The organism is Streptomyces niveus (genome assembly GCF_001723055.1).
GTDB classification, from domain to species: Bacteria; Actinomycetota; Actinomycetes; order Streptomycetales; family Streptomycetaceae; genus Streptomyces; species Streptomyces niveus.
In genome coordinates this window covers 1-11939 of sequence record NZ_MDCR01000013.1, presented here as the reverse complement: position 1 = coordinate 11939, position 11939 = coordinate 1, and the positions used below count along the sequence as shown (strand labels likewise).

10 protein-coding genes and 1 pseudogene are annotated in these 11939 nt (G+C 70.5%); 3 read left to right on the top strand and 8 right to left on the bottom strand.

Annotation, left to right across the window (positions count from 1 at the left end; translation table 11 throughout):
* Positions 1-35: 35 nt before the first annotated feature.
* The 3 genes from BHU15_RS01870 to BHU15_RS01860 form a co-directional block, all read right to left on the bottom strand.
* Positions 36-797 (bottom strand): DeoR/GlpR family DNA-binding transcription regulator, encoded by a 762-nt coding sequence (locus BHU15_RS01870; RefSeq protein ID WP_069625548.1) that lies wholly within the window; start codon positions 795-797, stop codon positions 36-38.
* Between the two features lie 550 nt (positions 798-1347).
* Positions 1348-3066 carry a discoidin domain-containing protein gene (locus tag BHU15_RS01865; protein WP_069625547.1) on the bottom strand — a complete coding sequence of 573 codons (1719 nt, stop codon included), beginning with the start codon at positions 3064-3066 and terminating at the stop codon, positions 1348-1350.
* Positions 3067-3258: 192 nt separating this feature from the next.
* Positions 3259-4356 carry a DUF1996 domain-containing protein gene (locus tag BHU15_RS01860; protein WP_031228779.1) on the bottom strand — a complete coding sequence of 366 codons (1098 nt, stop codon included), beginning with the start codon at positions 4354-4356 and terminating at the stop codon, positions 3259-3261.
* Between the two features lie 366 nt (positions 4357-4722).
* Here BHU15_RS01860 and gnd point away from each other — a divergent pair, with 366 nt between their 5' ends.
* Complete coding sequence (gene gnd / locus BHU15_RS01855) at positions 4723-6162, top strand: NADP-dependent phosphogluconate dehydrogenase (protein WP_069625546.1); 1440 nt, start codon at positions 4723-4725, stop codon at positions 6160-6162.
* A gap of 103 nt (positions 6163-6265) precedes the next feature.
* Here the strand turns inward: gnd and BHU15_RS37930 are convergent, their stop codons facing one another.
* From BHU15_RS37930 to bglX, 3 genes and pseudogenes are all read right to left on the bottom strand, one after another.
* Positions 6266-6457, bottom strand: coding sequence for a hypothetical protein (locus tag BHU15_RS37930; protein ID WP_078494111.1), 192 nt, complete (start codon positions 6455-6457; stop codon positions 6266-6268).
* Between the two features lie 131 nt (positions 6458-6588).
* Positions 6589-6960: pseudogene (locus BHU15_RS01850) on the bottom strand (GNAT family N-acetyltransferase); the annotation flags it as partial.
* 97 nt (positions 6961-7057) lie between these two features.
* Entirely contained in the window at positions 7058-9184 is a 2127-nt protein-coding gene (bglX, locus tag BHU15_RS01845; protein ID WP_069625569.1) for a beta-glucosidase BglX, read from the bottom strand.
* Positions 9185-9564: 380 nt separating this feature from the next.
* Here bglX and BHU15_RS01840 point away from each other — a divergent pair, with 380 nt between their 5' ends.
* Positions 9565-9987, top strand: coding sequence for a DUF350 domain-containing protein (locus tag BHU15_RS01840; RefSeq protein WP_023537102.1), 423 nt, complete (start codon positions 9565-9567; stop codon positions 9985-9987).
* A gap of 79 nt (positions 9988-10066) precedes the next feature.
* Here BHU15_RS01840 and BHU15_RS01835 read toward each other — a convergent pair whose 3' ends face one another.
* Both BHU15_RS01835 and BHU15_RS01830 read right to left on the bottom strand, forming a co-directional pair.
* Complete coding sequence (locus tag BHU15_RS01835; protein WP_069625544.1) at positions 10067-10723, bottom strand: 4'-phosphopantetheinyl transferase family protein; 657 nt, start codon at positions 10721-10723, stop codon at positions 10067-10069.
* Entirely contained in the window at positions 10720-11634 is a 915-nt protein-coding gene (locus tag BHU15_RS01830; protein ID WP_069625568.1) for a metallophosphoesterase family protein, read from the bottom strand. Before BHU15_RS01830 ends, BHU15_RS01835 begins: the two co-directional genes overlap by 4 nt.
* A gap of 138 nt (positions 11635-11772) precedes the next feature.
* On the opposite strand from BHU15_RS01830, the gene BHU15_RS01825 reads away from it, so the two are divergent.
* A partial coding sequence (locus BHU15_RS01825) for an SDR family NAD(P)-dependent oxidoreductase (protein ID WP_141726751.1) occupies positions 11773-11939 on the top strand: 167 nt, incomplete at its 3' end.

Genomic DNA, 11939 nt, shown 5'->3' with positions numbered 1-11939 from the left:
CGCTGCGGCGGGGGTCCGGGGACGGGTGAGGCGCGTCAGACGCGGATGACCTGAGGGCCGAGCAGCGAGTAGCGCTGCGCCTCCGCCGACGGAAGTCCGACGTCGGTGACGATCGCCTCGAAGTCACCGACGTCGGCGAACCGGCAGAAGCTCACGGCGCCGAACTTGGTGTGGATCCCGGCGAACACCTTGCGGCGCGCGCTGCGCATGGCCTGGGCCTTCACCTCGCTGACGGCCGGGTCCGGGGTGGTCAGCCCGTACTCGCGCGAGATGCCGTTCGCGCCGACGAACGCCAGGTCGATGACGAAGTCGGCGAGCATCCGGGTCGCCCAGTGGTCGACGGTGGCGAGGGTGCCGCCGCGCACCCGGCCGCCGAGCAGCAGCACTGCGATCTTGTCCGCGTCGGCGAGTCCGTTCGCGACCGCCAGGGAGGCCGTGACGACGGTCAACGGGCGGTCCCTGGGCAGGGCTTCGGCGACGAGTTGGGGGGTGAAGCCCTCGTCGATGAAGACCGTCTCCGCGTCGCCGATGAGGTCGGCGGCGGCTGCCGCGATACGTGACTTCTGCGGTACGAGCCGGGTGGTGCGCACCGCGAGGGTCGTCTCGTAGCCGGCGCTCTCGACGGGGTAGGCGCCGCCGTGGGTGCGCCGTACGAGGCCGTGCTCCTCCAGGGCGTGGAGATCACGCCGGACGGTCTCCTTGGCGACGCTCAACTTCGCGGCCAGCTCGGTGACTTCCACCGACCCGTCACGTCGGGCTATCTCAAGGATCTCTCGTCGGCGCTCGTCCGTGTCCACTGCACACACTTCCTTGCTCTGGCGGCTCAGCACCCGTTCGGGCTCATGCGTCGTTTGTACAAGCAAGAGCCCCGGGACGACCAGGCTCTTCGCCGCTTCGAGTGTGCCCGTTCATGCCCGTTTACTCGGCAGCGTACGTGCTGGTCGTACGGGGGGTAACCCCCTTCTGCGCCCGGTTCGGTGCCCGATTGACGCTGATCGATGCCCGAACGGCGCCCGAAGCGGCGGGTGGGCTTCCGTGGGTCGACCGGTTAAACGTGAGCTGCGTCCCGTCCGACCCCCCAAAACGGTCACCGAAACGGGCACGGAAACGTGTAGGTCGCACGTACGAATCACGCGCGTATCGCCGACGTCGCGCGCCCGACATCCGGGCGCGAAGGTGCCCGGAAACGGGCGCGCGGAAGCCCGCGGCGGGCCACGGATCCTCCGTGACCCGCCGCGGGACCACCGCGCCGCCGGCGGGGAGAGCACGGCGCGGCGGGAACGGCCCGGCCGCCGGCACAAGGTGCGTCAGCCGGTCAGTCGGTCAGCCGGTCAGTCCGTCAGCCGTTCAGTTGTAGACCCCGAACTCGTAGAGCGAGTAGCCGTATCCGGTGCCGCGCTCCGTCGCGTGCATCCGTACATAGCGGCCCGCACCGTTGACCTCGATGTCGTCGATGCCTCCGTTGCCGCCGGTGACGGTCTTCACCGTGTTCCAGTCCTGTCCGTTGTCGGAGGTCTGGATGGTGTAGCTCTTGCCGTACGCGGCCTCCCAGGCGAGCTGTACGTGCCTGAACGCGGTACGCGTCCCCAGGTCGACCTGGATCCACTGCGGGTCGGACCAGTCGCTGGCCCACCGGCTGCCGAAGTCACCGTCGACGGCGGCGGACGCCGGGCAGGGGCAGCCGACGCTGCCGGGCTGGAAGGACGACGCCGTGGCCGGCTTGCCCTTGGCCACGTTGGTGCCGCCGACCGGCGGCGGCACGACCTTGAAGGACTTGGTCTCGATCCCCACGTTGCCCTTGCCGTCGGTCGCCTTGATGTACACCTTCCACACGCCGAGCCTGTCGGGCGCGGTGACGGTGAAGTCCCCGTTGCCCTCGGCGGTGAACTGCGCCGGGGTCAACTGCCCCCCGTTGTCTATGTACTTGCTGTTGACCAGCACCTCGTAGTTCAGGGCGTCCCCGTTCGGGTCCGTCACGTCCGACGTCACCTTGAACGGACGTCCGGCGGCCACGGCCGTGGCGCCGTCGACGGCCATGTTGGAGATCACCGGCGGCTTGTTGTCACCGGCGGTGCTCCTGCCGTACGCCTCCTTCACCGCGTAGTACGAGAGGCGCTTCTGGCCCGCGGGCAGCAGGTTGAACCAGACACCGCCGAAGTCGTACTCGGTGCCGTAGTGGAAGAGCGTGGCACCGAGTGCGACGCCCCGGTGCCCGGTGACGCAGTTCCACGCGTCCTTGTACCCCTGGGCCTTGGCGACATCGGTGGGCTCGGTCGCGACGCCGTTGACGTCGTCGTCCACCTCCCACTCACCGGCGGGGCCGCCCTCGGTGACGATGTAGGGCTTGGTGTAGCCCCCCGCGTTCCAGGCGTCGTCGATGTTGCACACGTCGGCGTAGGAGTTCACCGCGTACAGGTCGAGATCGGGCGCGTTGCGCTTGTAGTACGGCCAGGCCCCGGTCCACGCGTCGGTGGAGGTCACCGGGTGGTTCGGGTCGACGGAGTGGATCTTCTTGGCGATGTCGTTGACGAAGGTCGTGTACGCGTTGCGCTGCTGCTCCAGGGCGTCGCCGCTGTAGCAGTTCTGGAGGCCGAGCACGGACTCGTTCCCGACGTTCCACATCAGCACACCCGCGTGGTCCTTGTAGGTCTCCACCCACTTGGGGAACTCGGCGAGCATGTCGTTCTTGTACTGCGTGTCGGTGAGGTAGTTGACGCAGCCACCGCTGCCGGGGCCGCCGCCGGGCTGGAGCCAGAAGCCGGCGATGACCTTGACGCCGTTGGCGGCGGCCGAGTCGAGGAGGGGCTTGGTGGTGCCGTCGGTGCCCCAGGTACGGATGGTGTTGACGCCCATGGAGGCCACGTCGGGCATGTATCTGCCGGCGTCGGCGACCGACGGGCCCCAGGTCAGCCCCTTGACCTGGTACGGCGCCCCGTCGACGGTCAGCTGCCAGGCGCCTTGGGACCCGGTGACCTTGACGACGCTGCCGGCCGCTTGCGCGGGGGCGGCGGCCGGGACGGTCACGGCGAAGGCGGCGAGGAGTGCGGTGGCGGCGACGGACGCCATGGCGCGCAGGCGGCCGGGGGCGGTCTTCGGGCGGAGTCCGGTACCTCGGAGAAGTCTTGTCGCTGTCATGAGTCACCTGTGGGGAGAGTGCGGGCGGGGATATGGAAAACGCGAGCGAGCAACACGGCGGAGCAAGTGGGAGAGCGCTCTCCCACAGGGGCGGAGTACACCCCGGCGGGAGAGCGGTCCCGGTTACGGCAGTTCGTAGTCCTCGTTCAGGGCCGCCCCGGCCCCCGGGTTGTTCTGGTCGTAACCCCGCGCGTCGCACTGGAGACCACCGACGACACAGTGGTTGACCATCTTGCGCAGCGTGGCGTCGTCCCAGGCGTTGAAGAAGTCGTAGTGGAAGGAGTGCCCCGTTCCACTGGCCAGTCTCACCTTGGACATGTCTCCGTTCACCGGCCAGGCCATCTTGAACTCGACCATCGGCAGCGCCACCGGGTGCGACGTCGGGCAGACGTCCTGGTTGGCGCCCATGACGAGCGGATAGGCCATGTGGCTCTTGTGGTCCGGGGTGTCCAGATACTTTCCGTCCCAGCAACTGGGGGCCTGGAAACGGAGGTTGAGCTGGACGTCCCGGGTGGCCGGGCAACTGGCGGGAATCTCGGTGTTGTTGAAGGAGTTACCGCACTCCCAGCCCTCCACCCAGCCCGGGTGGTTGCGGAACTCGTCCGCCGACTGCGTCGGGCTGCCGACCACGAACCGCAGGCCCTTCGGGAACGGCCGGACGGTCCGGTAGTCGGTGACTCCCGCCTTGTAGTAGATGACCTGCGGGCCGATGGGCCGGACCGGCTGGTCCGCGTTGAGCAGGGTCGGCATCCAGTACGCGGACCGGTCGCCCGGCGCCTTGCACGCGGTGGTGCCGGAGTCCAGCGACGCCGTGGTGCTGTTGGCGTCGGTGGTCCTGTTGCCCATGAAGGTGTGGTCGTGCGAGGCGCCCGGCTGCCCCGGGTAGACGATCGGGTCGTCCGGCCTGGTGTGGGTGACCTCGCAGTTCGCCTGGAACTCGTGGAAGTAACGGTGCGGCGGTATCTCGTCCGACGGTACGACGCCGGTGACCGGCGGGTTCGCCGGTATGTAGCCGTCGCCGTCGGGGTCGTCCCCGGACGGGACGGGAACGGCCGGCGGCATCTTGTGTCCCGCGTGGGACGCGGCCGTCGTGCCGCGGTCGTTCTTGGGGTCGGCGGTGGCGGTGTCCGTGATCGCGGTCAGCCCCATGGCCACCAGGGCCAGGGCGGTGAAGACGAGCAACGCGGACACCAGGGTGGTTCTGCGGAGTCTTTCGGCCATGCGGACCTCCATGCCGCTCTTCGTCCGCATACGCGCCGTATGCGGTGGGGGGAGAGAGTGGTACTGGACGGTGCACCGCGGAGGGCGGCCCCGGGATCCGGGTCTGTCAGGAACACCGGGATCACTGTGGGAGAGCGCTCTCCAAAGCCAGGCCAGTGTTACGCCGCCGCTGAGAGAGTGTCAAGAGTTGGTGAACGATGGTCCGTACGGACCCCGGATCTGCCCAAGAGATGAACGGACCCGACGCGGTACGGCCGGAATGCGGAAGAATGCGGGCGGCTTGAAGATCGATGAACACCCTTGTCCGGCGGTACGTATCCCTACCGCCCGACGAGGTACATCCGACGGAGACCCAGGAGCACACCCATGAGTGGCACTGCCCAGATCGGCGTCACCGGGCTCGCGGTGATGGGCCGCAATCTCGCCCGGAACTTCGCCCGCAACGGCTTCGCCGTCGCCCTCCACAACCGCACAGCGTCCAAGACCCACGCCCTGGTCGAGGAGTTCGGCGAGGAGGGCGTCTTCGTTCCCGCGGACACGGCGGAGGAGTTCGTCGCCGCGCTGGAGCGCCCGCGCCGGCTCGTCATCATGGTGAAGGCGGGCGACCCGACCGACGCCGTGATCCAGGAGTTCGCGCCGCTGCTCGAAGAGGGCGACGTCATCATCGACGGCGGCAACGCCCACTTCGCGGACACCCGGCGCCGCGAGAAGGAGCTGCGCGAGCGCGGCATCCACTTCGTCGGCGTGGGCATCTCCGGCGGCGAGGAGGGCGCGCTGCACGGACCGAGCATCATGCCGGGCGGCTCAAAGGAGAGTTACGCCTCCCTCGGCCCGCTCCTGGAGCGCATCGCCGCGAAGGCCCCGGACGGGACCCCGACGGTGGCCCACATCGGCCCCGACGGCGCCGGGCACTTCGTGAAGATGGTGCACAACGGCATCGAGTACGCCGACATGCAGCTGATCGCCGAGGCGTACCACCTGCTGCGCGCGGTCGCCGGCTACTCCCCCGCGAAGATCGCCGAGACGTTCCGGACGTGGAACACCGGGCGGCTCGACTCGTATCTGATCGAGATCACCGCCGAGGTGCTCGCGCACACGGACGCCGAGACCGGCAAGCCGTTCGTCGACGTCGTCGTCGACCAGGCCGAGCAGAAGGGCACCGGCCGCTGGACGGTGCAGATCGCCCTCGACCTCGGTGTGCCGGTCTCCGGTATCGCCGAGGCGGTCTTCGCGCGCTCGCTGTCGGGGCACGCCGCGCTTCGGGACGTCTCGCGGTCGCTGCCGGGCCCGGCGGCGACCGCGCTGAGCGAGGAGGAGGCGGCGCGCTTCGCGGACCAGGTCGAGCAGGCGCTGTACGCGTCGAAGATCGTGTCGTACACGCAGGGCTTCCACCAGATCCAGGCGGGCAGCGAGGAGTACGGCTGGGACATCGACCTCGGGTCGGTCGCCGCGATCTGGCGCGCGGGCTGCATCATCCGGGCGGTGTTCCTGGACCGGATCCGGGGCGCGTACGACGCGCAGCGCGATCTGCCGAGCCTGCTGGCCGACAAGCAGTTCGCCGAGGAGATCGGCGCGGCGCAGGACGACTGGCGCGCGGTGATCGCGACGGCGGTGCGGCAGGGTGTGCCGACACCGGGCTTCGCCGCGGCGCTCTCGTACTACGACGCGCTGCGCGCGGAGCGGCTGCCGGCCGCGCTCACCCAGGGGCAGCGGGACTTCTTCGGGGCGCACACCTATCGGCGTACGGACCGCGAGGGGTCGTTCCACACCCTGTGGGGCGGCGACCGCACCGAGGTCTCCGGCTGACGGTGGCTCGCAGGGCGGCGCCGATCGGACGGCGCGCCCGCTGAACGGCCCCGGCTGCCGACGGGTCAACTTCCCGTCGGCATCCGGCCGTTCGCGCTTCGCGTCACCCGAGCGGCCCCGGCTGGGGCTCCGGGTCCGGCACCGGGTCGGGGCCCGGCGGGCTGGGGATCGGGTCCGGCGACGGCGCCGGAACGGGCGCCGGTCCCGGCAGCGGTCCGGGGTCCGGGCCGGGACCGGGTCCCGGCGGGCCCGGCTTCGGGGTGGGCGGTACGGGGTCGGGATACGGATGGGTCATGCCAGTCCTCCAAAAGTACGGACTCGTGCGTTCCCAATGTCTCGCGATGCGCGTGCCCACGCGCGCCGGGTCCATTCATGATCGACCAGGCGCATGACCGGCGCACCGCCCGCGTGTCACCCGTACGGCCCTCACCAGCGCGCGGAGTCCGCCTTCAGCTGGGCCTCCGCGGCGCGTACCGTCTCCTCGGCCGCCGCCGGCGCGACGGCCACCTCGTCCGGGTGGCGCTGCGCCCACCTGGCGGCGTACGGGCACAGCGGTACGACGGGTACGCCCTCGCGGGCCCCCATCTCGTAGAACGCCTTCACCAGCGTGCCCGCGATGCCCTTGCCCTCGTGGCCCCGCTCCACCACCGTGTGTACGGCCACGAGCGCGGCGGGGGCGCCGGCCAGGACGAAGTAGGCGACGACGCCGACCAGCTCGTCGCCCTCGTACGCCTCCAGCCGGCCCTGCGCGCGGTTGTCGCGGATGTCGATCTCTGCCATGGCGGGTTCGTCTCCCTGATCGTCGGAGAAATCGCTGTGCCGGTGCTCTCCGTACGAGGACGGGGCCCGCCGGAATCATCCGGCGGGCCCCGTCACCCGGCAACCGGGCCCGGTCTCAGGTGATCGTCAGGGTGTCCTTGGCCGTGGCCGTCGAGCTGGTGCCGACGATGATGTCGACCGTGCCCTCCTCCACGACGAACCGGCCGTCCGGATCGTTGGTCCAGAAGCCGAAGTCCTCCGACCCGAGGCTGAAGCGCACAGTGGTGGACCGGCCGGCAGCGAGACCCACACGGCGGAAGCCGCGCAGTCGCCGTACCGGCTGCACGATGCTCGCCACCGGGTCGTGGAGATAGAGCTGGACGACCTCGTCCCCGTCGCGCTCGCCCGTGTTGCGTACGGTGACGCTGACCTCGACGGTGTCGCCGTCGCGCAGGGACGCGGCGGCGATCGAGTTCCGGCTGAGGACGGGCTCGGTGAGTTCGCAGGTGGTGTAGCTCAGTCCGTGGCCGAACGGGTAGCGCGGGCCGTCCGGCACGTCGAGGTAGCGGGAGACGTAGCGCTGGTCCGGGTCGGCGGCGTCGTACGGGCGGCCGGTCCGCTCGTGGTTGTAGTGGACCGGGAGCTGGCCGACCCTACGGGGGAAGGACGCCGGGAGCCGGCCGCCGGGGTCGACGTCGCCGAAGAGCACGTCGGCGACCGCGTTCCCGGCCTCGATGCCGGGGTGCCACGCCTCCAGTACGGCGGGGGCGAAATCGGCCCAGTCGCCGAGTGCGAGGGGGCGGCCGTTCACGAGGACGACGACGTAGGGCTTGCCGGTCGCCGCGACGGCTTCGATCAACTCGTCCTGGCGGCCCGGCAGTCCGATGTCGCTGCGCGAGTTGGCCTCGCCGCTGATGGCGGGGCTCTCCCCCACGACGACGACCGTGACGTCCGCGGCGCGCGCCGCCGCGACCGCGTCGGGGAGCGTGCCGGTGTCCTCGCCGGCGGGGTCGATGCCCAGGGCGTGGGTCACCTCGGTGTCCGGCAGGGCGGCGCGTACGGCGTCGAGCACCGTGACGGACGGGAACTTCTCCGCGCCGGGCCCGGCCCAGGTGCCCTGAAGGTCGGCGGAGTCCGCGAACGGCCCGACGACGGCGAGGGAACGGAGGTTCTTGGCGAGCGGCAGGGCACCGCCCTCGTTCCTGAGCAGCACCATGGAGCGCGCGGCTGCCGTGCGGGCCGCCGACCGGGCCCGCTCCGTCGGTCCGGTGATCTCGGCCTGCTCGGGGACGTAGGGGTCGTCGAAGAGACCGAGGCGGAATTTGACGCGCAGCACACGGGTCACCGCGTCGTCCAGGCGTGCGGCGTCGATCCGCCCCTCACTCAGCAACTTCCGTCCGTGGTCGGCGACATGGGTGCTGACCATCTCCATGTCGACGCCGGCGCCGAGCGCGAGGCGGGCCGCGTCGGCGCCGTCGGCGGCGAAGCCGTGCGGGATCAGTTCCTGGACGCCGGTCCAGTCGCTGACGACGAAGCCGTCGAATCCCCAGTCCTGCTTGAGGATTCGGGTCAGGGTGTGCTCGTTGCCGTGCGCGGGGACGCCGCTGATGGTGTTGAACGCGGCCATGACGGTGGCCACTTGGGCGTCCACGGCCACCTTGAAGGGCGGGAGGTAGTGGTTGCGCAGCCGGGCCTCGGAGACGTCGACGGTGTTGTAGTCCCGGCCGCCCTCGGCGCCGCCGTACGCGACGTAGTGCTTGGCGCAGGCGGCGATCCGGTCCTTGGCCTTCAGGTCGCCGCCCTGGTAGCCGCGTACCTTGGCCGCCGCCAGCACCGCGTTCAGATACGGGTCTTCGCCCGCGGACTCGGCGATCCGGCCCCAGCGCGGCTCACTGGTGACGTCCATCATCGGCGCGAACGTCCAGTGCACACCGTTGGACCGGGCCTCGGCCGCCGAGACGGAGGCGTCCAGCTCGGAGACCGCGGGGTCGAAGCTGGCCGCCTGCGCGAGGGGGATCGGGAAGGTGGTCCAGAAGCCGTGGATGATGTCGAGACCGAAGATCAGCGGGATGCCGAGCCGGGACTCCTCGACGGCGATCCGCTGGAGCGCGTTGGACTCCTTGGCGCCGTGGATGTTCAGCACGGAGCCCAACAGGCCCGCGCGGGCGGCCTCTTCGGCCTCCCGTGTCTGGGTGCCGCCGGGGCCGGTGGCCCCCGCCCAGGCGAGCTGCTGGAGCTGGCCGAGCTTCTCGTCGTCGGTCATCCGGGCGAGCAGTTCGTTGACGGAACGGTCGTAGGGATCGTTCCAGGCCGGGGTGGCGGCTTGCACGACTGAGGTCCTCTCGGTGGCGGGCGCGGAGCCGCCGGTGGCGGCGCTCGCCACCGATCGTAGTGAGCGGTCGCGGCGCCCGATGAGGTGCGTGTCCGTGACGGTTCCGTGGATCGCACACAGCGGGACGGAGCGGCGCATTCGCCACATTGATCGATAATCCGGGTGCGGAACACGAACTTCCGGGCACGGTCGGGACCCGGTTCGGCCGCTGTTCCCGGCTCCTCCTCGCGGCTCGTGCACCGTGCGATACATTTTGCGACGCCTTTGCCACGCTCAATCGATCATCTTCAGCAGCGGAGACGAGCTTCCCAATGAACGACATAGTCAACGGACTTGGCCGAGCGGGCGCCTACGGCGCGCTCGGTGTGGTCCTTCTGATCCTCGGTATCGTCCTCGTCGACCTGCTGACACCGGGGAAGCTCGGGAAGCAGATCTGGCAGGAGCGCAACCGCAACGCCGCGCTGCTGCTCAGCTCGGCGCTCCTGGGGATCGGCGGCATCGTGTTCACCTCGATCTGGACGACGTACGACGACTTCGGCAAGGGCCTGGCGTCGACGGCCGCGTTCGGGGTGCTCGGCCTGGTGATGATGGCGGTGGCGTTCCTGGTGGTGGATCTGGTGACGCCGGGCAAGCTGGGCGCGACGCTGGTGGAGGCGGAGCCGCACCCCGCGGTGTGGGTGACGGCGTCGTGCAACATCGCGGTGGCGGCGATCGTTTCGGCGTCGATCGCCTGAGAGCGGCGCGCGATGCGCCGGTGCGGTGTGCGGTGGCGTGTGACCGGGCTGTCCGTCCTCGGACAGCCCGGTCACCTCGTCAAGCGGGGACGGTGACGGACGTCAGCACGATGCCGTTCTCCGAGAGCCAGCGGCCGTCGAACGTGTGCAGCGTACGGCTCCCGGCCTTCGCCGGTCCCGCGAGGAGATGCGCCGTGAACGTCCCGCCCGCCGGGTCGAAGACCAGCCGGGCGCCCTCGAACTCCAGGAAGCGTCGCATCAGCGGGAACCACGCCTTGTAGACGGACTCCTTGGCGCTGAACAGCAGCCGGTCCCAGGGAACTTGCGGCACCGACACCAGAAGTTCCTTGACCGCGACCTGCTCGTCGGCCAGGGCCACCGCGTCCAGGACCCCGGAGGGCAGCGGCAGCGCGGGCTCCGCGTCGATACCGATCGAGGTGACCAGCGCGGGGCGGGCGACGACGGCCGCGCGGTAGCCGTCGCAGTGCGTGATGCTGCCGACCACGCCCTCGGGCCACTGCGGCGCGCCGCGCTCGCCGGTGAGGATCGCCCCCGCGGGCGCGCCGAGCCGCGTCAGGGCCTGGCGCGCGCAGTGTCTGGCGGTGGTGAACTCGCCGCGCCGCTTGGCCACGGCGGACTTCACGATCAGCTCCTCCTCGGGGAAGAGCGTGGCCTCCGGCAGGTCTCCGTACGCCTCGGCCGTCTCGGTGCCGGCGGGCACGATGCGTTCGATCACGATGTCCGCCCCGCTTCCTCGCGAACCGGCAACGGCAGGATCTGTACGGGGCGGCCCGGCTGCTGGGCGCGCCGGCCCCACTCCCTCGGGTAGCCCAGGGAGACCTCCTGATGAGGCACGTCGTCGCACCACATCAGCCGGGGAATGTGCAGATGGCCGTACACGACCGAGGCGGCCCGGAATCTGCGCGGCCAGTCGGCCGAGCCCTTCGTGCCGCACCACAGGGCGAACTCCGGGCGCCACAGGACGTCCGTGGGTTCGCGTACCAGCGGCCAGTGGTTGATCAGGACGGTGGGCAGCTCGGGCGGGATCTCGGCCAGCCGGCGCTCGGTCTCCGCGAGCCTGGCCCTGCACCACGCCTCCCTGCTGGGATACGGGTCGGGGTGGAGCAGGAACTCGTCGGTGCAGATGACACCGGCCTTCTCCGCGACCGCGAGGGCCGATTCCTTGGAGTCCGTGCCGGGGGGCCGGAAGGAGTAGTCGTAGAGGAGGAACAGCGGCGCGATGACGGCGGGGCCGCCCTCGCCCTCCCAGACGGGGTAGGGATCCTCCGGCGTGACGACCCCGAGTCCCCGGCACAGCTCCACGAGGTGGCGGTACTTGGCGTCGCCCCTGAGCGGGACCGGGTCGTCGGGCGCGGTCCACAGCTCATGGTTGCCCGGCACCCAGATGACCTTCGCGAACCGCTCGCTCAGAGTGCGCAGGGTCCACTCGATGTCGGAGACCAACTCACCGATGTCACCGGCCACCAGGAGCCAGTCGTGCTCCGACTCGGGCCACAGGGAGTCGGCGATCTTCCTGTTCTCCGGGTGCCGGATGTGGAGGTCGCTCGTCGCGACGAGCCGTCCGGGCCGGGTCGGGGACGGGGTGCCGGGGGTGGGTGGCGCCGCGCCACGTATCTCATAGGTCACCGGCATTCGCTCCGAACTCGACGTGCCCGCAAGTAGCGCATTCCACAAGGATATGTACGTGTCCGCGTCGATCAACCCCTACTCTCCCCAGCCGGGCCGCCCGTTGAGAGGAACGAACCGTTGAGAGAAGGAACAGCCATGCGTGACCAGGTCTGGTTCATCACCGGCGCCTCCCGGGGACTGGGACGCGCCGTCGCCGAGGAGGCCCTGGCGGCCGGCAACCGCGTGGTCGCCACCGCCCGCCGCCCGGAGGCGTTCGCCGATCTCGCCGAGAAGTACGGCGACCGGCTCCTCGCGCCGCGCCT